This is a genomic window from Bacillus sp. 1NLA3E (assembly GCF_000242895.2).
Taxonomy (GTDB): Bacteria; Bacillota; Bacilli; order Bacillales; family Cytobacillaceae; genus Bacillus_BU.
This window is the reverse complement of the sequence record NC_021171.1, coordinates 1,136,796-1,159,722: the sequence shown is the minus strand read 5'-3', so window position 1 is coordinate 1,159,722 and position 22,927 is coordinate 1,136,796. Positions and strand designations below refer to the sequence as shown.

22 protein-coding genes are annotated in these 22,927 nt (G+C 37.6%); 7 read left to right on the top strand and 15 right to left on the bottom strand.

Going from position 1 to position 22,927, the window contains the following annotated elements; translation table 11 throughout:
• Positions 1–167: 167 nt before the first annotated feature.
• The 4 genes from B1NLA3E_RS05630 to B1NLA3E_RS05615 all read right to left on the bottom strand — a co-directional run bounded on the left by B1NLA3E_RS05630 (position 168) and on the right by B1NLA3E_RS05615 (position 4,025).
• Positions 168–887: a LutC/YkgG family protein gene (locus B1NLA3E_RS05630; protein WP_015592874.1), complete on the bottom strand. Its 720-nt coding sequence runs from the start codon at positions 885–887 to the stop codon at positions 168–170.
• The gene (locus B1NLA3E_RS05625) at positions 887–2,314 is read right to left on the bottom strand and encodes a LutB/LldF family L-lactate oxidation iron-sulfur protein (protein ID WP_015592873.1); all 1,428 of its coding nucleotides are present in this window, start codon (positions 2,312–2,314) and stop codon (positions 887–889) included. The genes B1NLA3E_RS05630 and B1NLA3E_RS05625 overlap by 1 nt, the downstream gene beginning before the upstream one ends.
• Before the next feature lie 64 nt (positions 2,315–2,378).
• Positions 2,379–3,095, bottom strand: a complete 717-nt coding sequence (locus tag B1NLA3E_RS05620) for a (Fe-S)-binding protein (protein ID WP_015592872.1) — start codon at positions 3,093–3,095, stop codon at positions 2,379–2,381.
• Between the two features lie 207 nt (positions 3,096–3,302).
• Positions 3,303–4,025 (bottom strand): FadR/GntR family transcriptional regulator, encoded by a 723-nt coding sequence (locus tag B1NLA3E_RS05615; protein ID WP_041580329.1) that lies wholly within the window; start codon positions 4,023–4,025, stop codon positions 3,303–3,305.
• A gap of 328 nt (positions 4,026–4,353) precedes the next feature.
• Here B1NLA3E_RS05615 and B1NLA3E_RS05610 point away from each other — a divergent pair, with 328 nt between their 5' ends.
• Complete coding sequence (locus B1NLA3E_RS05610; RefSeq protein ID WP_015592870.1) at positions 4,354–6,045, top strand: L-lactate permease; 1,692 nt, start codon at positions 4,354–4,356, stop codon at positions 6,043–6,045.
• Between the two features lie 140 nt (positions 6,046–6,185).
• Entirely contained in the window at positions 6,186–7,934 is a 1,749-nt protein-coding gene (locus B1NLA3E_RS05605) for a B12-binding domain-containing radical SAM protein (protein ID WP_015592869.1), read from the top strand.
• A 62-nt stretch (positions 7,935–7,996) separates the two neighbouring features.
• On the opposite strand, the gene B1NLA3E_RS05600 is transcribed toward B1NLA3E_RS05605, so the two are convergent.
• Positions 7,997–8,182 carry a hypothetical protein gene (locus tag B1NLA3E_RS05600; RefSeq protein ID WP_015592868.1) on the bottom strand — a complete coding sequence of 62 codons (186 nt, stop codon included), beginning with the start codon at positions 8,180–8,182 and terminating at the stop codon, positions 7,997–7,999.
• Between the two features lie 146 nt (positions 8,183–8,328).
• Between B1NLA3E_RS05600 and B1NLA3E_RS05595 the strand changes: the two genes are divergently transcribed.
• From B1NLA3E_RS05595 to B1NLA3E_RS05570, 5 genes are all read left to right on the top strand, one after another.
• On the top strand, positions 8,329–8,685 hold the full coding sequence (locus B1NLA3E_RS05595) for a DUF3905 domain-containing protein (protein WP_015592867.1): 357 nt from the start codon (positions 8,329–8,331) through the stop codon (positions 8,683–8,685).
• 396 nt (positions 8,686–9,081) lie between these two features.
• Positions 9,082–10,206: a CdaR family transcriptional regulator gene (locus tag B1NLA3E_RS05585; RefSeq protein WP_015592866.1), complete on the top strand. Its 1,125-nt coding sequence runs from the start codon at positions 9,082–9,084 to the stop codon at positions 10,204–10,206.
• Between the two features lie 123 nt (positions 10,207–10,329).
• Positions 10,330–11,742 (top strand): glycolate oxidase subunit GlcD, encoded by a 1,413-nt coding sequence (gene glcD / locus B1NLA3E_RS05580; RefSeq protein ID WP_015592865.1) that lies wholly within the window; start codon positions 10,330–10,332, stop codon positions 11,740–11,742.
• Positions 11,739–13,073, top strand: a complete 1,335-nt coding sequence (locus tag B1NLA3E_RS05575; RefSeq protein WP_015592864.1) for a (Fe-S)-binding protein — start codon at positions 11,739–11,741, stop codon at positions 13,071–13,073. The genes glcD and B1NLA3E_RS05575 overlap by 4 nt, the downstream gene beginning before the upstream one ends.
• Before the next feature lie 128 nt (positions 13,074–13,201).
• The gene (locus B1NLA3E_RS05570; RefSeq protein ID WP_015592863.1) at positions 13,202–13,399 is read left to right on the top strand and encodes an alpha/beta-type small acid-soluble spore protein; all 198 of its coding nucleotides are present in this window, start codon (positions 13,202–13,204) and stop codon (positions 13,397–13,399) included.
• A 53-nt stretch (positions 13,400–13,452) separates the two neighbouring features.
• Here the strand turns inward: B1NLA3E_RS05570 and B1NLA3E_RS25185 are convergent, their stop codons facing one another.
• From B1NLA3E_RS25185 to B1NLA3E_RS05520, 10 genes are all read right to left on the bottom strand, one after another.
• Entirely contained in the window at positions 13,453–14,463 is a 1,011-nt protein-coding gene (locus B1NLA3E_RS25185) for an anti-sigma factor domain-containing protein (protein ID WP_015592862.1), read from the bottom strand.
• Complete coding sequence (gene sigI, locus B1NLA3E_RS05560) at positions 14,460–15,218, bottom strand: RNA polymerase sigma factor SigI (RefSeq protein ID WP_442852659.1); 759 nt, start codon at positions 15,216–15,218, stop codon at positions 14,460–14,462. The genes B1NLA3E_RS25185 and sigI overlap by 4 nt, the downstream gene beginning before the upstream one ends.
• A gap of 175 nt (positions 15,219–15,393) precedes the next feature.
• Positions 15,394–15,864 (bottom strand): hypothetical protein, encoded by a 471-nt coding sequence (locus B1NLA3E_RS05555; protein ID WP_015592860.1) that lies wholly within the window; start codon positions 15,862–15,864, stop codon positions 15,394–15,396.
• Between the two features lie 244 nt (positions 15,865–16,108).
• Positions 16,109–17,689, bottom strand: a complete 1,581-nt coding sequence (locus B1NLA3E_RS05550) for a peptide chain release factor 3 (protein WP_015592859.1) — start codon at positions 17,687–17,689, stop codon at positions 16,109–16,111.
• 135 nt (positions 17,690–17,824) lie between these two features.
• Positions 17,825–18,178, bottom strand: coding sequence for a fluoride efflux transporter CrcB (gene crcB, locus B1NLA3E_RS05545; RefSeq protein ID WP_015592858.1), 354 nt, complete (start codon positions 18,176–18,178; stop codon positions 17,825–17,827).
• Complete coding sequence (gene crcB / locus B1NLA3E_RS05540; protein WP_041580327.1) at positions 18,175–18,561, bottom strand: fluoride efflux transporter CrcB; 387 nt, start codon at positions 18,559–18,561, stop codon at positions 18,175–18,177. Before crcB (B1NLA3E_RS05540) ends, crcB (B1NLA3E_RS05545) begins: the two co-directional genes overlap by 4 nt.
• A 73-nt stretch (positions 18,562–18,634) precedes the next feature.
• Complete coding sequence (locus B1NLA3E_RS05535) at positions 18,635–18,946, bottom strand: hypothetical protein (protein WP_015592856.1); 312 nt, start codon at positions 18,944–18,946, stop codon at positions 18,635–18,637.
• 174 nt (positions 18,947–19,120) lie between these two features.
• Positions 19,121–19,435, bottom strand: coding sequence for a metal-sulfur cluster assembly factor (locus tag B1NLA3E_RS05530; protein WP_015592855.1), 315 nt, complete (start codon positions 19,433–19,435; stop codon positions 19,121–19,123).
• A 449-nt stretch (positions 19,436–19,884) separates the two neighbouring features.
• Positions 19,885–20,748, bottom strand: coding sequence for a shikimate dehydrogenase (locus B1NLA3E_RS05525; protein ID WP_015592854.1), 864 nt, complete (start codon positions 20,746–20,748; stop codon positions 19,885–19,887).
• 106 nt (positions 20,749–20,854) lie between these two features.
• Entirely contained in the window at positions 20,855–22,906 is a 2,052-nt protein-coding gene (locus tag B1NLA3E_RS05520) for an NAD(P)/FAD-dependent oxidoreductase (protein WP_015592853.1), read from the bottom strand.
• Positions 22,907–22,927: the final 21 nt, after the last annotated feature.

Here is a 22,927-nt window from a genome sequence, read left to right as displayed (position 1 = left end):
ACCCCGCAGGCGCTTAGGCGCCGAGGAGGCTCACCGCCCGCCCCGCGGAAAGCGAAGCGCCTGTAACGGAAATCAACATTCTAGTTTAACAGAGCCAAAAAAAAAGAGCCTTCAGTTATCGTGCCTCTGCACGATAACTGAATAGCTCTTTAGCTCTTAATTATTTATTAAATATCCTCAACGACAATATAAGTTGCTCTTACCGGTCCATGAACCCCAACAACAAGATTCAACTCAATATCTGCTGAGTTACTAGGTCCTGAAATGAAGTTAATGCATGAAGCGATATGTTCCCCGTTCTTAACTTTTTCACGTAAAATTCTTGCCGCCTGCGTCATACGTGGAACAATACTGCTTTTTGGCACGATTATAATTGAATTAATAGGCAGGAAGCTAACGTTCCTTCCTTTTCCTTTATCACTTAACAATACAACAGTACCAGACTCTGCGAGAGTAATATCACTTACTGTAAGCCCAATATTAGCTTTTTCAACAAACTCAATGTTTGCTTTTCCTTTTGCAGGGTCCCAAGTTTGGATGTCAATCTTTTCGTTTGGCCATTCCTGCTTCATTAAAGGATCTAAACCATACTCTGAAAAACGCACATCATCCCAAGCTGAAATAGGTCCGCCACCGTAGGCTTTCACTGTTTCTTTAAGTGTAGAAGCTAGTTCTTTTTTATTGGTAGTTACAAAAGTTGTATGGATGTTTTTGCATTGCTCTCTTAATACATCAACTAATTCCTCTTGAGTTGCGTCTCGTAACACTTCATTCTGAGGACTAAACTTATATTTTGGAATTTCGACTTCTGATTTCACTGTTTGCCGACCTAGACGTTTTGCGATAGTTTGTAAAAAAGCATCACGATTTTGAATTGTCCCCTGCATTATGCTTTTCCTCCTTTTTCCCTAGTTTTCCACCAATCCCGGAATCTCTCTTTATTTGGTGCAGGGAAATCACGCATCTCCGTCCATGCCTTTAAAGGTCCTGGACCTTTGGTAATTTTTTCACCAACCGTGAAGGGATTCATGGCAGCAGGTGCGAACTTAGTTCCAAATTTGTATAGTGCTGGGGTGGCTGCTCCAAAACCAAATGCTTTCATCAGTAGTTTTTCAGCAATAGGAGCTCTCCCATCCCGCTCTACTATAATTTGACGATGCTTATGAAGGAGCGTATGCAGCGGAATCTTCACTGGGCATACATCTGAACATGCTCCACAAAGTGTTGTCATATATGGAAGTTCTTTAAATTCATCATATCCTCCAATTAGCGGAGTTAATACTGCTCCAATTGGTCCTGAATAAATGGAATTGTATGAATGTCCACCTACATGACGGTATACTGGACATACATTGATACAAGCAGCACAGCGAATGCATTGTAGTACTGATTGGAAATCTCCACCAAGGATGTCTGAACGACCATTATCAACAATAACTAAGTGGAATTCCTCTGGTCCATCGATATCACCTTCATCACGAGGACCTGTTTGAACTGTGATATAACTGGTCAGCTTTTGACCAACTGCACTACGCGTTAACATTCCTACAAGGACTTCCATCTCTTCAAAAGTTGGGACAAGGCGTTCCATCCCCATTACAGTAATTTGCGTTTTTGGAAGTGATGTAACTAAATCTGCATTTCCTTCGTTTGTTACTAAGCTAATCGAGCCTGTTTCCGCCACTGCAAAATTACATCCAGTAATTCCGATATCCGCAGTTAAATACTCTTGGCGCAACATTTTACGAGCGTGAGCTGCAAGTTCCTCTGGTACTTCTGTCCCCGTGTACCCGAGTTTTTCAGTAAATACGTCCCGAATTTGTTCTTTGTTTTTATGCAAAGCAGGGACAACAATATGGGATGGTGGATCATGATCATCTACTTGGAGTATATACTCGCCAAGATCTGTCTCTACTACGGAACAACCGGCATCCTCCAAGGTTTTATTTAAACTAATTTCCTCCGTTACCATTGATTTTGCTTTTACTACTTTTTTAGCATTTTTGCTCACCACGACATTGCGGATATAATCATTGGCTTCTTTAGCGGTCTGTGCAAAAAAAACATGTCCACCTCTTTTGGCAACATTCTCACTTAATTGGAGTAAGTAATAATCCAAGTTTTCCAATACATGTTGACGTATTTCCTCACCATGGGAGCGCCACTCTTCCCAATTCCCTAGTTCTTCGGTAGCATTTCTACGGCGAACACCCATACTATTCTGGGCATTCGAAACTGCTCCACGCATAAAGGAATCATTGATTCCCTTATCTAGGCGCTCTTTTAATTTTTCCTCGCCAATTTTCATTGCCATGTTTTTTGCCTCCTTCTGTTACAAAGTCTGTGTCATTCTCACTAACAAAAATTAATTGTGTTTGTTATCTCATATTTAACAATTCGGCAATATGCATGACCTTAATTTGCTTCCCTTTACGATCAACTCTACCCCTAATATTCAATAAGCACCCTTCATCTGCGCCAATTAGATACTCTGCTCCAGTTTCTTCAACATGCTGTACCTTTTCATCTACCATTTGCTCGGAAATATGTTGCATTTTTACAGCAAATGTACCACCAAACCCACAGCATTGCTCCTTACCTGGAAGTTCAGTAAATTTAAGTCCCTTCACATTTTCTAAAAGAACCATTGGAGGACGCTTTACCCCAAGAAGTCTCGTCATGTGACAAGATGTGTGATATGTAACGGTTGCATCAAATCGAGCTCCAACATCCTCTATTTTTAATACTTCAACGATAAATTGTGTTAATTCGTATGTCTTTGCTGCAAGTTTTTTCGCTCTTGGCTCCCAAACCGGATCCCCTTTGAAAATATGTGGGTATTCTTGGAACATATATGCACATGAGCCAGATGGGGATACGACAACCTCTGCATTTTCAAAGGTTTCAATCATCTTTTTCATTGCACCTTTTGTTTGTTCTACATAGCCGCTATTATAAGATGGCTGACCACAGCAGACTTGCGATTCTGGGAAATCAATTTCACACCCTAAACGTTCAAGTAGTTCTACAGTTGCTTTTCCAACATTACTTCGGAAAAGATCCACTAAGCAAGTGGCAAAAAGGGTTACCTTCATTTTTTCACTCCTCTAAAAATAAATATTAAATTTCCTTACTCAACGATATCAACAGGTCATCCGACGACCTTATTAATGCATGTACTATTAACACTAATAATACTATATTAACATAAGCATTTGAAAGGGCTTTCATTAAAAAAGATAAAAAAACCCGAAAGACTCCCCTTTTCCAAAAGAGCTTTTTTCGAGTAAATTAGATACAAGTCATTTTGCTGCCACACTAAAAAATTCTTTTAGTATGACCTCCACCCTTTCTAGATGGAACATCATTGCCAATCTTGCCTTTTCCTCATCCTGACTCAAGATTGCTCTATATATTGCCAAGTGCTCTTCGTATAAATTCTCAATGGTAGATTGATCTTTATATAGCAATAAACGTCTAGTTTCTCGCATGGTTTCAACCATTAAGCCAGATACATTATTTATTAAGCTTACCAATAACGGATTTCTAGTTGCTGATGCCAATGCAAAATGAAACTGGAAATCTGCTTTTTCCCCAAGCTCTTCATTCCCATTTGCATTTTCCATATCTTGAAGTGCTTGCAACATGGCTTCTAAGTCTGCTTCACTTCTCTTTTTCGCTGCGGCAACAACAATACCGTCCTCAAGGATTTTACGTACCTCCACAAGATTCCTGACATCATCCTCATTCATCAAGATAGCGGATGTTAAAGGAGAAGAAATTAAAGTTGGTTCAAATTCGCGTATATACGTCCCTTCACCCTGTTTCATTTCAATAAGACCCATTGCTTTTAATGCAGTTAATGCCTCTCTAACTGCCGATCTACTAACACAAAAATTTTCTGCAAGTTGTTGCACAGAATCTAGCTTGTCTCCTGGTTTTAATTCACCCGATTTAATCTTATCATGGACAGCATCTGCAACCTCTTCATAAATTTTTGTTTGTTTTATTTGTCTATACTTCATAAATCCCCCTTCTCTCTGAATAAAACTTACTAAAATATCTATAAAAATATGTAAATATATTTTTCTGATAATAGACTCCAAATCAAATTATACTGGAGAAAAGACGAGTGGTCCAAAAATACCCTTTAAAAAAAATAAAAAAATATGTTGTTTTTTCGACAAATACACCCTATAATTCGACTTAAATAGTCATCATCTAATCATCCGATGACCAAACATCTTAGATTTTGCATAATGTTGAAAGCGTTTACCACTATTTACTGAAAGGAGATAAGTTTTAAGTTATTGGGGATTAATGGAAAACCATTTTAACTACTGGGGGAATACCATGTTCACACAAAATTTTACTGCTGTTGGAGATAATCTATTATTATCTGCTTTGGTTGCTCTTATTCCAATACTTTATTTCTTCTGGGCATTAGCCATTAAGAGAATGAAAGGGTATGTTGCAGGTCTAACAACTCTTTTAGTAGCAATAATCGTTGCCGTATTAGCATTTAAAATGCCAGTTGGTATGGCCGTTATGTCCGCTTCACAAGGGGCAGTTTACGGAATTATACCAATCGGCTGGATTATCGTAACATCAGTTTTCCTTTATAAAATCACAGTAAAAACAGGTCAATTCGATATCATTCGTAGCTCTGTACTTTCAATTACTGAAGACCGTCGTTTACAAGTATTATTGGTAGCGTTCTCATTCGGAGCATTCCTTGAAGGTGCTGCTGGATTCGGTGCACCGGTTGCAATTTCTGCTGCACTACTTGTAGGACTTGGCTTTAACCCACTTTATGCTGCAGGAATGTGTTTAATTGCCAACACAGCTCCAGTAGCGTTTGGTGCGATTGGTATTCCGATCATTGCAATGGAAGGTCCTACTGGTATTGCAGCTATGGAAATTTCAAAAATGGTAGGACGCCAATTACCTTTCCTTTCTGCTTTTATTCCTTTGTTCATTGTTATCATAATGGCTGGCTTTAAACGTGCACTAGAAGTTTTACCAGCAATTCTAGTTTCTGGATTCTCTTTTGCAATAACACAATATGTAACTTCAAACTTTATCGGACCAGAACTTCCAGATATTTTATCAGCACTAGTATCCCTATTTGCTTTAGCAATCTTCTTAAAATTTTGGAAACCAAAAACAATCTTCCGCTTTGCAGCTGAGCAAGAAATGGCAGCTACATCGGCTACTGCTAAAAAGGTACAAGAAACAACTCAAACCTATACTGGCGGACAAGTTTTTAAGGCTTGGTCACCATTCTTAGTATTAACTGCTATTATATCTGTATGGGGTATTCCAACTATTAAACTAGCATTAGCTGGTCACTATGAAGGGACAAATGCAGTTCTTAAAGCTGTAAATTCAATTGGTCATGCTTTAACATTTATGCCTGAAGTACCAGGATTAAATAACAAAATTATGAACGCTACTGGCGTACCAATTGCTGCAGTTTATAAGATTGAAGTATTAGCAGCTGCTGGTACAGCAATCCTAATTGCATGTATCATTACAAAATATATTACAAGTATTTCTTGGAACAACTGGTTTGTAACTTTCGGGGAAACTTTAAATGAATTAAAGTACCCAATCATTACAATTGCATCTGTTGTTGGATTCGCTTATGTAACCAACGCTTCTGGAATGAGTACAACACTTGGTATGTCATTAGCTAAGACTGGAAAATTGTTCCCATTCTTCTCGCCTTTACTTGGCTGGCTCGGCGTATTTATTACTGGATCAGACACATCTGCAAACCTTTTATTCGGAAATCTACAAAAGATTACTGCAGAGTCAGTAGGTATGCACCCAGTATTAGCACTTGCAGCCAACTCTTCTGGTGGTGTAACAGGAAAAATGATTTCTCCACAATCAATTGCTGTTGCATGTGCTGCTGTAGGATTAGCAGGTAAAGAAAGTGAACTATTACGATTCACGCTAAAATATAGCTTCATGCTTGTCTTGATAATATGTGTAATGACTTTCTTACAAAGTACTGTTCTTACTTGGATGATTCCTTAAGCAACAACATTTATTAAAAGCGTTCCCTTTCCTAGGGAATGCTTTTTTCTTTTGGAGTGGGTTTCAATATATCAATATCGTTTATAATAATCTATAATAGCAGGAGTTTAAAAATGTTTTAAAAAGGGGCACCAGCTTTTATGAAAATTATTTGTACCACTCTTAATGCGAAATATATTCACACCAATTTGGCTATTCGATACTTAAAAGCCTACTGTGAACCCGATTTCAATGTTGAGTTAACTGAATACACGATTAAAGATCCAACATTGAGTATCGTAACAGATTTAATCCAAAAGAATCCCGATATCATTGGTTTTAGTTGTTATATTTGGAACATCGAAGAAACGATAAAGGTTATTCAAATGATTAAGAAAATCAAGCCAAGTCTCCGGATCGTCGTTGGTGGACCTGAGGTATCCTATGATGTTGATGAATGGATGAACCATGTATCTGTCTTTGACTTTATTGTTATGGGTGAAGGAGAAGCAACGTTTAAACAATTGCTCTCACATATTCATAACTCTATTGGATTTGAAACCGTTCCTGGTCTAGCCTATCGTGAAGACAATATTGTAAAAATAAACAGAAATCTTAATAAAATTGACCTAAGCGAGATTCCATCTCCTTTCCGCTTCGAAGAAGACCGCCCAAATCTTTCAAAACGGGTGGCATATATCGAAACAAGTCGTGGCTGTCCATTCAGTTGTCAATTTTGCTTATCGTCAATCGAGGTAGGCGTTCGTTACTTTAACCGTGAAAAAATTAAAGAGGACCTCCGTTATTTAATGAAACACGGAGCGAAAACAATCAAGTTCCTCGACCGTACCTTTAACATAAGCAGAAGCTATGCCATGGACATATTCCAATTTTTAATTGATGAACATCTTCCTGGTACTGTGTTTCAGTTTGAGATTACCGCCGATATTATGCGCCCAGAAGTTATCCAATTTCTTAACGAGTCTGCACCTCCGGGTTTATTTAGATTTGAAATTGGTGTTCAATCAACAAATGATCTGACTAATGAACTGGTAAATCGAAAACAAAATTTTGACAAGCTTACAAGAACGGTCACGATGATCAAAGAAGGTGGAAAAATCGATCAACATCTTGATTTAATTGCCGGACTTCCTGAGGAAAATTATGAAAGCTTCCGGAAAACCTTTAATGATGTGTTTGCCCTTCGCCCTGAGGAGCTTCAACTTGGTTTTTTAAAAATGCTGCACGGTACTGGTGTTAAACGTAATGCTAGTGAACATCAATATATTTATATGGACTTTCCTCCATATGAAATTCTTGGAAATAATGTCCTCCCCTTTGAAGATATCATTCGAATTAAACAAGTAGAGGACGTACTTGAAAAATATTGGAACGACCATCGCATGGATTTAACGATGGAGTATCTGGTATCAAAGGTTTTTCCATCACCATTTGATTTCTTCCAACAGTTTGGTTCCTATTGGGATCAACAAGGATGGTCTCGGATTGGACACCAATTAGAGGACCTATTTAAAAGATTGTACCAGTTTCTCAAAGATCAACAGCTTAAAGATTTAAAGATTATTGAGGGATTAATGAAGTATGATTATTTAAGCAAGCAAAAATATAAACCTAGAAAACCATGGTGGGAAGAACGGCTGTCAAAGCAGGATAGGACGCAGGTTTACCAATCAATCCTTACTACTCCAGAATTATTTGGACAGGAATTTATTAAATTGAATCTACCTGAAAAAGATCTCTATAAACTTACTGTCATTGAAGAACTGAACTTTAATTTACATGAGTATCTAATCTCTGGTGATATTCACGAAGGACATTTCACATTAATGGCCTATTTTCAACCAGAAACTGCAAAATCATACCTTTTCACAGGTAAAGTATTGAATTAAACATGAGGGTCTGAATCCAACCAATTCATTATTGGGGGTCAGACCCTTTTTTTCGCATTATTTTATTCGATTGGCCTAGTGTTGTGTTTCCCCTTGCCTTGCAGGCCTTTTTTAGAATTTCGATTGGCGCCTTTCATTGGTTCCTCACCACCTGAAAACTCAGCGGAAAATTCAGCTTCCTGATTATTTTTATGGGGGGTTTTGCTATATTTTTCAACTGCATTTACTTCAGCTTTTCGTTTTGCCATGTCTATTCCTCCTTAAATTTTTACTCAAGCTTATTTTCCACTCTTAAAATAAATAAATGCATTGTAAGTTTTCTACTTTTATCCAACAAAGCTCAGTAATAAATTTGTTTAAATAACAAAAAATAATTTAAAAAGGATGGTGAAAGATGAAAAAGAAAATAGAAAACGAAAAAGCACTTAAAAGCCTTTGTATTGATGAAACCATGCCACACCAAATCAATGCACCAAGCTTTAAGAACACAGGAATAAAAATGCAACCTCCCTTCGTTAATTCTTTTGGTGTCATAATCGGTGATAGCCTCTATTCCTCTCCAAATTCACCGTTAGAAAACTGGAGTGAAAATGTAGACCCAGAAATTATGTCAGGGGACGAATGGGTTCACCCAACCAATGATATTGGTTGGAATACAGCAGAAAATCGGGAATTACTTGAAAGCAAACAAAAACCACAAGCATCTCCTTTTATGCACCCCACCAAAGATGTTAGTCATGGGAAGGACTAAATCAGTTGTAAATTACTAAAACTGCCCGTAGGTATTTACCTACGGGTATAAATATGGGGTATCTGTTTTTCTTTTTGGCTCTTTTCTAAAAGATTGTTGTTTTTTAATAGGTTTTTGGAAAGAAAACGGTTGATAAAGAAGTTGATTGGAGCGGAAGGTGCGAGACTCCTGCGGGAGCAGCGGGACAGGTGAGACCCCACAGGCGCTTAAGCGCCGAGGAGGCTCACCGCCCGCCCCGCGGTTTGCTGAGCATCCTGGAGCGGAAATCAACCACACTTCTCTTTTAATAAATAGCAACAAAGTTTACGAAAACAGGCTTCTTTTTAGAAATTAAAAGCAATCGCAAAATAATTCTTATATAATGATTGTAAGTGAATAGACATTAGGGGGGAGACTATGTTATTCCCGGAGATTGCTGAAAAAATTGTTAAGGATGTAAAAAGACTCATTAATGAAGATATCATTGTTGTCAATACGGAAGGGATTATCATTGCTAGTACCGAACATAAAAGGATCGGAGCGTTTCATCAAGGAGCCCTCCTAGCTGCAGAACGGAAAGAAAAAATAGTGATAACAGAGGAAGACCAAAAAACTCTTATTGGGGTCAAAGCAGGAATCAACCTACCTGTCTTTTTTCTTCGGGATGTAATCGGCGTAATTGGAATCACTGGCGATCCCGCCAAAGTTTCACCCTTTGGTGAACTTATCAGGAAAATGACCGAAATGATTGTAAGTGAAAATTATTATTCAGAACAACTTGAGCTTCAATCGCGAACACTTGAAGCATTTGTTTTTGATTGGATTCAAAAACGGGAATGGGATTCCGTCTTTTTACATCGAGCAAAACTGTTAAACGTGAATCTTACTTTTAATAGACAAGCGATTATGATTGAGTTACATAAGTATGAACACCTTAACCATCGTTACATTTACAGTTCTTTTTCAAAGTGGCATAGTACAAATGCGGATGACATTTTCATCCGGTGGGGCAACAATCGGGTTTTAATCCTTCGGGGATCTCCAGATAAAGAAACAAGGGACCAAGTTATGAGTTACATTACTGCTTTTCAAACCTTTTTTGAAGAACATCTGCATACTCCAATGTCGATAGGAATTGGACAGAAAGTGTCTTCTCATGAGATAAAAATTTCTTATGATCAAGCTGAACGTGCGTTAAGATCCACTAGTAAGCAAAACAATATCGTTTTCGATGAAGATTTAACAATAGAAATGATTCTCGATGAAGTTAGGTATGATACAAAAACAATCTTTGTAAAACGAACAATTGGACCAATTGTAGGTGATGAAGAATTGTTATTAACAGTACAAACACTTTTTGAACAAAATCATTCCTTGAAAAGAACGGCTTCTGCCCTTCATATTCATATCAATACGCTTCATTATCGTTTAAGGAAAGTATATGAATTAACTAAACTTGACCCATCTAACATACATGATTTACTAATTTTATTTTTAAGTTTGCAGTTACTAGATGAAACAACAAAAAAAAGGCCTATCTAAGCCTTTTTTTTGTTGTTTCATCCATAGCAGAGCCAGTTTCTTTTTTCTATACTTATTATAGTAAAAACATTTATTAACACAGGCATATTTGTAAGCGCTTAAATAACAATTGGGGGAATTTAAATGATTTCTAAAGATGTGGCACAGAAATTAGCTACGATCGTAGGAGCAGAAAACTACGATGATTCAAATGTTGGAAGGCTCTCTTATTCTTACGATTCAACGCCAAACAGACAGGCAATGCCTGATGCGGTAGTTAGTCCCCGTAACACAAAAGAAGTTTCAGAAATTGTGAAAATTTGTAATGCGCATTCCATTCCCATCTACGCTCGTGGCACAGGCACCAATCTTTGTGGTGATTGCACGCCAACCCAAGGCGGAATTGTTATGCTATTTAAACATATGAATAAAATTATTGATTTTGATTTAGAGAATCTAACGATTACGGTTCAGCCTGGAGTTATAACAATGGATATTATTAAAACAGTCGAAGCAAAAGGCTTATTCTATCCACCAGATCCAGGTACGGTAAAAGTTTCGACTATCGTAGGAAACATTGCTGAAAATGCCGGCGGACTTCGCGGTTTAAAATACGGTGTTACACGTGATTATGTGATTGGACTGGAAATTGTATTAGCAAACGGTGATATTATCCGCACAGGTGGTAAATTAGCAAAAGACGTTGCCGGATACGATTTCACACGTCTTATGGTTGGGTCTGAAGGAACTCTGGGTATCATTACAGAAGCAATTCTAAAGGTTGTTCCAAAACCAGAAACGAAAAAGACTGCTTTAGCGTTGTATCAAGACGTTGAATCTGCCGCAAAGACCGTTTCAAAAATTATTGCAGCAAAAATTATCCCAACTACCTTGGAATTCCTTGACAAAGCAACTTTAGAAGTTGTTGAAGATTATGTAAAAATCGGACTTCCAACCGATGTCGAAGCCGTACTTCTAATCGAGCAAGACGGACCAGCAGAGGTTGTGGCTAGAGATATGGAAAAAATCGCCGAGATTTGTAAAAACCAAAATGCAACATCGGTACAGGTGGCAAAAGATGACGTAGAAGCAGATAAGCTTGCTACTGCCCGTCGGACAGCATTATCGGCATTAGCTCGGTTAAAGCCAACAACCATCCTTGAAGATGCAACTGTACCAAGATCTGAAGTAGCAAACTTAGTTAAAGCCATTAATGAAATCGCTAAGAAATATAATTTAAAGATTTGTACGTTCGGTCACGCCGGTGATGGAAATTTACACCCAACCTGCCCAACTGATGCTCGTAACCATGAGGAAATGGAACGTGTGGAAAAAGCCTTTGCAGAAATCTTTGAAGCAGCTGTTAAACTTGGTGGCACTATTTCCGGTGAGCATGGGATCGGCACTGAAAAAGCTCCTTTCTTAGAGTTAAAAGTAGGAAAAGCAGGACTCGCTGCAATGAAGGCAGTTAAGGATGCACTTGATCCGAACAACATTTTAAATCCTGGAAAAATCTTCTTAGAACAAAGTCGAAATCGAGTGGTGATCTCAAAATGACAACAAAACAAGAACAAGAAGTCATCCAGAAAAAATTCAAAGAGAGTATGAATGAAGATGATCTCTTAAATTGTATGAGATGTGGGTTTTGCTTACCATCTTGCCCAACCTATATAGATTCAGGATTCCAAGAATCTCATTCTCCACGTGGAAGAATTGCACTAATGAAAGCCGTTGTAGATGGACTCATTGAACCTGATGAGGACTTCGAAAAATCAATGAACATGTGTCTCGGCTGTCGAGCTTGTGAACCTGTTTGTCCTTCTGGAGTAAATTACAGTCACTTACTAGAAGAAGCACGCGATATCATTGCTCAAAATAAAAAGTTCTCCATGCCTGTTCGTGTGGTTCGCAAAATAGTATTTGATAACCTATTTCCAAAACGAAACTATATGAGAAACTTTGTTACTTTAATCGGATTATATCAACGCACTGGACTTCAAACAGTGGCAAGATCGATTGGTGTGATGAAATTATTTCCTGATACGATTGCAACAATGGAAAGAGTCTTACCTAAAATTGCAACGCGTAAGGAAATGCTAAGTCGCCCTAATCTGCATCCCGCTATTGGAACACAAAAGAAACGTGTAGCATTTTTCACCGGCTGCTTAATGGATACAATGTTTTATGAGACAAACAAATCAACTATTGAGCTTCTCCAGCATGCAGGATGTGAAATCGTTATCCCTGATGATCAGACATGCTGTGGTGCTTTACATGGCCACTACGGAGAGAAGACTGGCTCTAAAGATTTAGCTAGACAAAATATTAAATCATTTGAAGATCTTAATGTAGATTATATTATTACCAATGCAGGCGGTTGTGGTGCCTTTCTCATCGAATATGCTCATGTATTACATGATGATCCTGATTTTAGTGAACGTGCAAAAGATTTTGTCGCAAAATTAAAGGATGTATCTGAAGTTTTAGTTGCACTTGATTTCCATAAAAAGGAACTAAGATTACCATATCAAATCATCACCTATCAAGATTCTTGTCATTTAAAAAATGTTATGAAGGCCTCTGAGTATCCACGCATATTGTTAAAAGCGATCAAAGGGGTAGATTATCACGAAATGGAAGATGCAGGTCGTTGCTGTGGATCGGCTGGTATCTATAACATTATCCAATCGGAAGTTTCGATGAAGTTCCTTGATTATAAAATGGATAAAGTTAGGGATACACAGGCAACAACAATTGTAACCTCAAACCCTGGTTGCCTTCTACAAATGAAGCTTGGTATTGAAAGAGAAGGACTAAGCAAAACATCTCAAGGTGTTCATATCGTTGATTTATTACTTGAGGCATTTGAGTATAACCCAAAAAACTAAAAGTTCATAAAATATTGGAAGATTCTAGCCATATCAGATAACCTTTTCCACACATGGATTTGATTGATTAAATCAAACTATGGATACAGAGATTTAGTCTCTGCACTATGCGTAAGGAGTTGAAGACTATGGCTAGAAGCAGCAATAAACTATTAGTTCCTGGAATTGAACAGTATTTAGATCAGGTTAAATATGAAATTGCCCAGGAATTTGGCGTCACATTGGGGTCAGATACTGTTTCAAGAGCAAATGGTTCAGTTGGAGGAGAAATTACGAAACGTCTTGTTCAACAAGCTCAAGCACAATTATCTGGGGGCAACAAATAGGATTTACCAATATAATGGCAAAAAAGTCCGGATCTGATCCGGACTTTTTATTTTCATTTATCTTTTTTTTCATTTCCACCATTCCACTGTTCATTCTTTTTGAAGGATTTTGTTTCCACATTATTGCCCTGATTCTGTTTTATTTGATTGTTTACAGCGGAATTACCAATTGATTTGTTTCTACCTTCATCTTTTTCAAAATTCCCTTTGTTCCTTGTATCAGAATGATTCATTTGATTAGAATCATTAGATAGGTTTGGTGTTTCTTGTCGATTTTTCAATTGTTCCTGTATTGGATTTTGCGTTTGTTCTTGTTTTTGATTTTCCATTTGTTCTTTTTCGGTTTCTTGAGTATTTACTTGCTGATTCTGTTTCGTTTCTTTCTTTTTTTCTTTCTTAATAGGGGCAGGTTGTTTGAATTCGCCTAGAGTAACTCCGTGTTCTTTCGCCTTTTGCCTCTCTTCATTTGTCCCATTAACGACTACTACGGTCGTCTCATTTTTGACAGCCTGCTTTCTTACCTCGGTTATTTCTTCTTTTAATTGCTGCTCGGATTCTTTGTCTTTTTTCAATTTTATTGTAGAACTAATAACAACTTCACCATCGCTAACGCCCTGCTTTTCCATTTCTTTTAAAATGTGACCAGAGACCGAAGCTAAGTCCTGTTTCTTCCAATTAGTTATTTGATTGGCAATCTTTTCACCCTGTTTATTATATGGAGTGATTTCAATAACTTGTAGTTCTTTATTAACCGCTAACTCGATGCTTGATCCATCATCGATAGACATGTAGGCATATACTTGATTGCTTTTATATACTGGGAACAAGCTGGCGCCTCCAACCAAAATGGCCATAACAGCTGCCGTTAATGCTTTTCCTTTAAAGGATGTTAATGGTCTAAAAAGTGGCAATGATTTTCTGGACTTTTCAACAAATGGCAGAAACTGAATTTCTTGACCAATCTGATAGGGATAATCTTTATTTTGGGCACGTAGAAACTGTCCGTCGGGTGTTAATAAAGTTAAAAAACGCTCATCTATTTCTAATATAATTCCTGTTTTCACTCCTCTATCACCCCTTTGATATAGTCCCGTAAATAATGAAAATCCCCAGTTAGAATAATCGCCATAGCGATGATATATTTTCGATTCCGTTCGATGGTTTTTCTACTTGTATGAACAAGATTTTCCAATTCCTTAATCGGCAGTCTTTTTTTCTCCCATAAAATCATTGATAGGTCCTTGCTTTCAACCAAGATTTTTGCAATTGTCATTGCATTTTTCCTAGCATCCGCATGCTTTGGCGATTGTTCCATTATTTCTAGAAATGAAAGATCAAAGGACTGGAGTTTCTGCTGAAATTGGACTATTTCTTCTCGACGCAGAAGTTCATCATTTTTTTTGTTGTGATGTTCAATCGAAAGTTCATTTTCAATTGAAGTTCCACCTACTGTTTCCTCATTTAGGGAATCTTGTCCAAAATCTAATCGCAAATTGTTTTCTTTAGAGTTTTTCCTTATATAGTCAATGATTCTTCGCTTTATGATTACTTCAGCAAAACTGAGTAACGATCGCCCTTTTTCAGGGCTAAATTTCTCAATCGCTTCATTAAATGCTATTAACCCAATACTAAACTCATCATCTGATTCACGAATATATCTTTTACAAACAGATGATACAATTTTCGCAATAAAGGGTTTATAAGAGTCAATCAGTTCATTCTGCAGAGTGCAATCACCTTGTTGAATTAAACAAACGGTCTCTTCTAATGTCCTTCTGGGATTCTTCTTGATGAATAATAAACCAAGCACACAACTCACCTCTCTGACCCAAACAATTATACCATACGATTCTTTTTTCAAAATAAATAGGGTCAAAGATCGAATTTTTCCTGTCCTCTACTCGGGACCTTCGTTAATAAATTTCGTGTTGTGTTTAAACGGTTATGGGGGTATCAGAAAGTAATTTTTTTAGAAATATATACCACAAAATTTTTTAAGTGCGTTTTTCTGAGCTTTTAATGATCAATCTTCTTAATATGAATCCGATTAGTAAACCTGGTATGAGAAAAAGGATTGGCAGAAATACTGGTCCAAGTAAAATCCCGAAAATTTTTAAACGTGGAGACAACATCAGTCCGACCGTTATAAAAAAAGCACTGCATACAAAGGGCAAAAATGACCATTTTTCCATATCAGGCATAGAATACCGATACGCATCCCAGAGAGAAAACATATAAAAACACGGATAAAACATTAACCACTGATAATTTGCCATAGATATTGCCCTATCAATTTCCCATAAGAAACTAGACATGATTACCACGTTAAAATTGCTTTTCATATTGATTAACATTTCTGATACAATAAAAAACAACCCTTTTATCAGTTGCCCTGAGAGAAGCTGGCTGAATCCAGGCATCGCAATGTTCCATAAAATAGCTTCTACTTTCCCTTGATTTTTCATAATGTTCGGAAGTCATGAATCAATTTATGTTGATAAAACATGGGCAGAGAAATTTTGTATACATGGATGTGCGTTCTTTCCATCTAATTACTACCTCCATATCTCGATAAAGATAGAATGTACAAAAAGAGATGAATGTATAAGTAAAATTTTTACATTTTTTCTCAAAGTTAATAAAAAAAGGCTCAGTCCGCTCATAAACCTATTCTAAGGTTTATAAAGCATTCTGAACCCTTTTTCGTGACTATTGTTGCATATCCATTGGATTATATAGTTTTACAGCTGGATTTTTATCTTGGAACCATCTAAGTGCAAAGTCATTTTCAAACAAAAATACCTTATTGTCAAAACGATCTACACATAGAAGACTTCGAGAACTTGAAAGATTCTCATTGATATCTTCATTTTCGATCCAACGCGTAATTTTTGAACCCAATCGTTCCATGATAACTTCAGCGTTATACTCATTGCGCATCCGATGTTCAAACACTTCAAATTGCAATTGTCCGACAGCTCCAAGCAAGTAATCATCAGTTTTTACAGTTTTAAATAACTGAATTGCCCCTTCTTGAACAAGTTGCGCAATCCCTTTATGGAAGCTCTTCTGTTTCATGACGTTTTTGGCAGAAACTCGAACAAAAAGCTCCGGAGTAAATTGTGGAAGTCGTTCATATTGAAACGACGTTTTACCTTCTGTTAACGTGTCCCCAATTTGATAGATTCCTGTATCATATAAACCAATGATATCACCACTAACTGCCTCATCCACTGTACTACGGTCATCAGCCATGAACTGAGTTGATTGGGATAGTTTAATCTGTTTTCCTGTCCGAGATAATTGAACAGCCATCCCTCTTTCAAACTTTCCTGAACAAATTCTTAGGAAGGCAATACGATCCCGATGAGCAGGGTTCATGTTGGCTTGAATTTTAAAAACAAATCCAGAAAATTCATCCGTTAGAGGATCGACTTCTCCTACTGTTGATTGTCGAGGCTGAGGTGATGGTGCAAATTTCAAATATGTTTCCAAAAAAGTTTGGACTCCAAAATTGGTTAAAGCACTTCCGAAAAAGACCGGAGTTAGTGTTCCGTCTTTAACTCGTTCTTGTGAAAAATCATTTCCTGCTTCATTTAAAAGCATAATCTCTTCGAGCGTTTGATCGTATAATCCAGACTGTTTTAATGGGTGATCTCCGGCTATTTCGCCATCGTCATTCAAACTAATATATCGATCTTTGTCGTCAACACGGAATTGTTCAACGCGATTATAAAAGCGATCATAGATTCCAAGAAATTCTTTCCCCATGCCAATCGGCCAGTTCATCGGGTAAGACTCAATTCCGAGCACTTCTTCAAGCTCTGCTAAAAGCTCAAGTGGCATCTTACCTTGACGGTCTAATTTATTAATAAATGTGAAAATCGGAATTCCCCGCATGCGACAAACTTTAAAAAGTTTGATGGTTTGATCCTCAATCCCTTTTGCTGAATCGATAATCATCACAGCACTATCAACAGCTGTTAGGGTCCGATAGGTGTCTTCACTAAAATCTTGGTGTCCAGGTGTATCAAGAATATTGACTCTAAATCCTAAATAATCAAATTGCATTACACTGGATGTAACGGAAATTCCTCTTTGCTTCTCAATTTCCATCCAATCACTGGTTGCAAATTTTCCAGTCTTCTTCGCCTTAACAGTTCCTGCATCACGAATTGCTCCGCCGAACAATAATAGTTGCTCCGTTAACGTTGTTTTCCCGGCATCAGGGTGAGAAATAATCGCAAATGTCCGGCGTGATAAAACTTCTTCCTTTAATTTCTTATTCATTGTATATGTCCTCTCTTTTAACCATCAAAATCTTAGCCATTATTTCAATCTTAACGTTGATATGGAAAGTTTGCAATCTCACAACCCATAGCTTTTACCTGTTTGTTTCTATATTATATTATAATTTATTAATCCCTATATCCTCAAGCCAAGAAAGGCACCGATAAATGCAACCAAAACAGAACAAATGATATAGAATAATGCTAAGCCGGCCCGCCTTTCTATAAATAACAATACTACCTCATTTGTAAAAGTAGAGAACGTCGTAAACGCACCACAAAACCCAATTCCAAATATATAATAGCCGGAATTCCCCAAAACTCCAGCGTTATGTAAATTCACGAGCAAACCTAATAGAAAAGATCCTAAAATATTGATGATCCAAGTTGCTATTGGAAAGAGGGTGTTTGTTTTTTTGTTTATCGTATTCCCTAATATAAATCTTGCTCCTGCACCGATTGAGCCACCTATGCCGATAAGCCACATCATGCCAATCTTCCTTTCCTTGCCAAAGCAAGTAGACCAAGTTTATATCCAATTAGGGCAAAGCAAATTCCAGCAACCAAACTAATGAATCCATATCCAAGTGCTAATCCAAGCTTTCCTTTTTCAAGAAGATTCAGCGTTTCAACAGAGAATGTTGAAAACGTTGTAAAGGAGCCGATAAATCCTGTACCAAAAAACAAAAATATTCTCGGATATTGGTCTCGATAGTTTGCAACTAACCAACCTAATAAGAGACTGCCAACGAGGTTTATGATTAAGGTTCCAGTGGGAAAACCGTAGGTACTATGTAAAAAACTCCAATTTCCAAGCAAAAATCTGCTAATAGCTCCCAAAAACCCACCAAACATCACTAAGATTACGTTCATAGCACTCACACTTCCTTAAACACAAATAGGTGCCTGACTCTCCCTTTAAGTTTCAGGGGTGTCAGGCACCGTTTTATGTGTATTTTAAAGGGATTTCCAACCATCTGGAAACGCCAAACAATGTTAATTGCTCTTTATAAATAGGGTCACAATCTTCTAGTAAACAGATTCGAAAGACCTCGAAGCCTTCAGTTTCTCGCACCTTTTCCTCTATCTTTCGTTTTGCAGAGGAAGTAGTAAGCTCACGGACTTTCTTGGGTTCTAACGGAATCACTACCACCCCATTATTCACCTTTTGTTTTAAATTTGCTTTAGAGAGAGCCAGCTTATTGAAAACTCGGTTGACCTTCCAAAGGTTAATACCTTCAATTTTTTTCCAAAACATATTTCTTACATCTCTCCATTCTCATTCACCTAACTAGTTGTCACATATATAATTCGGAGTTGCGCTCGGTTTTATGTCGGTTTTTTTGATGTTATTTGTCGCTTTATAACTCAATTTGTCACTCTAATTTCATATTTTAGTACATTTATCAAATGAATGATACCCTTTTTTTGATTAATCATGAATTCCTAAAGCAATTTTTGCATACCGTGACATTTTTTCTTTTGACCAAGGTGGATTCCAAACAATTTGCACCTCTATACCTCTTAGCTCTTTTATTGATAAAGACAGTTTCATCTTTACATCACTAATAATTTGTCCCGCCATTGGACAGCCCATTGAAGTCATCGTCATTTCTATTTCAACATCATTTTCTTCACTTACCCGAACATCATAAACGAGTCCTAAATTTACGATGTCTATCCCCAGTTCAGGGTCTAAAACCTCTTCCAGCTTTTCATATATTTGTTCAATCAGCTTTTCACTCATGTGTTTTACCTCCAATAATCATGAATCAGTTTTTATTTTTGGCGTAACTTTGTTGCTATACACCAACAGGGAAGTGCGGTTGATTTCCGCCCAGGATGCTCGCGCACCTTAGGGGCGGGCGGTGAGCCTCCTCGGCGCTTAAGCGCCTGTGGGGTCTCACCTGTCCCGCTGCTCCCGCAGGAGTCTCGCACCTTCCGCTCCAATCAACTTCTTTATCAACGGTTTGCTTTTCACAAAACCTATTAAAAAAACAACAGTCTTTTAGAAAAGAACCTTATTTTTAAATTGTCTTCTAAGGCTATTAATTTGTTTAAGAACTATTATCATCATAATCTCCTTAGCGCTGCGGAGGAGTGACTAAAATCACTATTTTCATTTTATACAAAATACAAAACAAATAGGCTGACGAGTTTCTCCGTCAGCCCATACGTTTATTATTTAATTAATTTTTAAAACAATAATTCTTTGATCGCTTTAACAGGCATTTCTTCACCTGTCCAAATTTCAAATGCTCTTGCACCTTGCCATAACATCATGCCAAGACCATTAATTGTGCGACAGCCCTGTTCTTCAGCCATTTCCAGCAGTCTACTCTTTTTGGGAATATAGACAACGTCGGATACAATCAGGTCTTGATGTAACATGGATGGGTCCTGAATGACTGACAGCCCCTCCAAAGGTTTCATCCCGACTGACGTAGCGTTAGTAAATATACTGCTAGTAGCGATTTCTTCGCGTAATTTAGCTGCATCATCTATATCGAATATTTGTACTTTACAGTTTGTCTTGTTAGTAATATCTCTCGCAGTTTGTTCTGCTCTGATGAAAAATTCATCCTTTTTGTTAAAAATCGAGATTTCTTTCACTCCATCTAAAGCAGCTTGAATGCAAATCGCAGTGGCCGCACCACCAGCACCGGCAATCGTCATTTTTTTCCCGATTATATCAATATTGGCTTCGGTTAAAGCCTTCATATAACCTATTCCATCAGTAATATGACCTGTTAGAACACCACCATCATTAACCACCGTATTTACAGAACCAGCAAGCTCTGCAGCAGGCGACAACTGGTCTAGGTACTTACACACTAATGTCTTATTTGGCATCGTAACGTTAAATCCACGGATATTCAAAACGCGAAATCCTTTTATAACGTCTGGCAATTGTTCATTCTCAACATCAAATGCCAAATAAACATAATCTAAACCAAGTTTAGCAAAGGCTTCGTTATGCATCGCAGGTGACAAACTATGTGAAATCGGTGTTCCTAATAATCCTATTAATTTTGTTTTACCAGTAATTCGTGCTGTCATCATAATCATTCCTTTGAGTGCAACTAAAAATTGGCAGGAGAATAATTCCTCCTACCAATTTTTCATAAAAGTTTATTGGATGTCAAGTGTGTTGAAAACTCCTGATTTAAAAAACCTCTGCAAACACTGGTGTTTCAGCACTACTCTCTCTACTTGGAGTGGTTTCTTCCTTAAAGGCACCAATTTTTTCTAGTGTTGTTAGGATGTTTCTTCCTTCACGAACTCCATCCATGATTTTTCTCGTTGCCCAACTGTCGCCAATATTAACAACCTCTACATTTTTATCCGCATAGTAGGCTTGTAATTCATTTAATCCAGGGTTTTCTGGCTTCATTCCTAAGCAAACAAATCCATAATCAAAATCAATCATTGAATCCTGACCTTCGAATTTAACTTTAAAATGATCCTCAGCTACTTCAGTTAAGGCAGTTTTGGTATGAACACTGACATTCTTCTCTTCTAACATCGTCATCATCGAAAGTCTTGTAATGACATCTAAATCTTTTCCTAACAATGGCATCATTTCGACGATAGAGACAATTGCACCTCTTTCAGCGAAGAATTCAACCACATCTAGACCAACAGCGCCACCACCAATAACAGCAACCTTTTTACCTTCAACATTTGGGAATTGATCTATTTTATTTAACAGTCCAAAGATTGAGTGTACATTGCCACCCTTATCAATAATTTCTAACAAGCCTTTGATTGGAGGAAGTAATGGTTTTGATCCAGTCGCATTGACTACAACATCAGGGTTGAAACTTTCCACTAAGTCAATATCTGCTTTCGTATTCATAAAAGTTACCAAGTTATCAAGTTTTTCACTTCTTTTAACAAGGTAGTTAGGGAAGTCTTCAATTCTTTTTTTATCAGGAAGTCTGGAAATTTCTCTCGCTAGTCCACCTAAATATGATTTTTGTTCGACTAAGAATGTTTTACAGCCTACTTCAGCTGCCGTACAAGCGGCTTCCAAACCTGCTGTTCCACCACCAATGACGACAACAGTTGTTGGTCTCTTTACTTTTCTTTCTTTGTATACTTCCCCATAAAACAAATCAGGATTGATGGTACATCTAAGTGGCCGATTTAAACCGATCCGGTGACCGGCACAACCTATATTACAAGACACGCACTTTCTAATCATGTCTTCTTGGCCCTTTTCAACCTTCGCTACCCAATTTGGATCAGCTATTAAACCACGACCCATTCCGATTAAATCAGCTGAACCTTCTGCTAAAATAGCCTCGGCGATTTTAGGATTACGGATGTTCCCCGTTGCAATTGTTGGCTTATTAAATTTTTCTTTTACTGCCTTTGCCATATACGAACGCCAACCATCTGGAAAATTCATTTGATCAATTTGATATTGTAATGTGTCATTTAAAGCCGCTGATACGTTAAAAATATCTACTTCATCATTTAGAAACTCCAAAATGTTTAGCGTGTCTTCTAATGTGTTTCCACCCTTTACAAAGTCATCTGCACTAAATCTTAAGCTAATTGGGAAAAACGGTCCAACCTCTGCTCTGACCCGATCGATTACCATCCTTGTAAATCTAGCCCGGTTTTCGTAGCTGCCACCAAATTCATCAGTCCGATTGTTATAGACCGGTGATAAGAATTGGCATAGTAAGTAAGAGTGTCCTGCATGGATCTCAATAGCATCAAAGCCTGCAGCTACTACTCTTTTCGCGGCCTTACCATATTGCTCAACGATTTCGAGAATTTCTTCCTTCTCTAGAGGTCTTGGAATGGCACCGCCAGATTTTGAAGGAATATTTGAAGCTGAAACGGGCTGTCCACCGATTCTTTCAGGAACTGCAGATGCACCTGAATGATTAATTTGGATCGCTACTCTTACACCGTGGTTGTGTAATTTTTCTGTCAACCGATACATAGCTGGGATAAACTTATCTTGATCAATTCGAATCTGAGTTGTCCCATTAGAACCCTGTGGAAAGGCAACGCATGCATTTTCGATAATGATTAAGCCTGTCCCACCCTTTGCTCTTTGCTCATAATATTTTATATGTTGGTCATTAAATTCACCATCTGCTCCAGCAAAATTGGTTCCCATTGGCGGCATTACAATACGGTTTTTAATTGTCATTCTTTTAACTGTTAGTGGCGATAAAATAGTCTGATACTCAGTCATTATTTTTCTCCTCCAAATGGA

What these genes read in the sequence shown, in the direction of transcription:
- B1NLA3E_RS05630 (WP_015592874.1), bottom strand. Translation starts at nt 887, where the DNA reads ATGCAGGGGACAATTCAAAATCGTGATGCTTTTTTACAAACTATCGCA.
- B1NLA3E_RS05625 (WP_015592873.1), bottom strand. Translation starts at nt 2,314, where the DNA reads ATGGCAATGAAAATTGGCGAGGAAAAATTAAAAGAGCGCCTAGATAAG.
- B1NLA3E_RS05620 (WP_015592872.1), bottom strand. Translation starts at nt 3,095, where the DNA reads ATGAAGGTAACCCTTTTTGCCACTTGCTTAGTGGATCTTTTCCGAAGT.
- B1NLA3E_RS05615 (WP_041580329.1), bottom strand. Translation starts at nt 4,025, where the DNA reads ATGAAGTATAGACAAATAAAACAAACAAAAATTTATGAAGAGGTTGCA.
- B1NLA3E_RS05610 (WP_015592870.1), top strand. Translation starts at nt 4,354, where the DNA reads ATGTTCACACAAAATTTTACTGCTGTTGGAGATAATCTATTATTATCT.
- B1NLA3E_RS05605 (WP_015592869.1), top strand. Translation starts at nt 6,186, where the DNA reads ATGAAAATTATTTGTACCACTCTTAATGCGAAATATATTCACACCAAT.
- B1NLA3E_RS05600 (WP_015592868.1), bottom strand. Translation starts at nt 8,182, where the DNA reads ATGGCAAAACGAAAAGCTGAAGTAAATGCAGTTGAAAAATATAGCAAA.
- B1NLA3E_RS05595 (WP_015592867.1), top strand. Translation starts at nt 8,329, where the DNA reads ATGAAAAAGAAAATAGAAAACGAAAAAGCACTTAAAAGCCTTTGTATT.
- B1NLA3E_RS05585 (WP_015592866.1), top strand. Translation starts at nt 9,082, where the DNA reads ATGTTATTCCCGGAGATTGCTGAAAAAATTGTTAAGGATGTAAAAAGA.
- glcD (WP_015592865.1), top strand. Translation starts at nt 10,330, where the DNA reads ATGATTTCTAAAGATGTGGCACAGAAATTAGCTACGATCGTAGGAGCA.
- B1NLA3E_RS05575 (WP_015592864.1), top strand. Translation starts at nt 11,739, where the DNA reads ATGACAACAAAACAAGAACAAGAAGTCATCCAGAAAAAATTCAAAGAG.
- B1NLA3E_RS05570 (WP_015592863.1), top strand. Translation starts at nt 13,202, where the DNA reads ATGGCTAGAAGCAGCAATAAACTATTAGTTCCTGGAATTGAACAGTAT.
- B1NLA3E_RS05555 (WP_015592860.1), bottom strand. Translation starts at nt 15,864, where the DNA reads ATGAAAAATCAAGGGAAAGTAGAAGCTATTTTATGGAACATTGCGATG.
- B1NLA3E_RS05550 (WP_015592859.1), bottom strand. Translation starts at nt 17,689, where the DNA reads ATGAATAAGAAATTAAAGGAAGAAGTTTTATCACGCCGGACATTTGCG.
- crcB (WP_015592858.1), bottom strand. Translation starts at nt 18,178, where the DNA reads ATGATGTGGCTTATCGGCATAGGTGGCTCAATCGGTGCAGGAGCAAGA.
- crcB (WP_041580327.1), bottom strand. Translation starts at nt 18,561, where the DNA reads ATGAACGTAATCTTAGTGATGTTTGGTGGGTTTTTGGGAGCTATTAGC.
- B1NLA3E_RS05535 (WP_015592856.1), bottom strand. Translation starts at nt 18,946, where the DNA reads ATGTTTTGGAAAAAAATTGAAGGTATTAACCTTTGGAAGGTCAACCGA.
- B1NLA3E_RS05530 (WP_015592855.1), bottom strand. Translation starts at nt 19,435, where the DNA reads ATGAGTGAAAAGCTGATTGAACAAATATATGAAAAGCTGGAAGAGGTT.
- B1NLA3E_RS05525 (WP_015592854.1), bottom strand. Translation starts at nt 20,748, where the DNA reads ATGACAGCACGAATTACTGGTAAAACAAAATTAATAGGATTATTAGGA.
- B1NLA3E_RS05520 (WP_015592853.1), bottom strand. Translation starts at nt 22,906, where the DNA reads ATGACTGAGTATCAGACTATTTTATCGCCACTAACAGTTAAAAGAATG.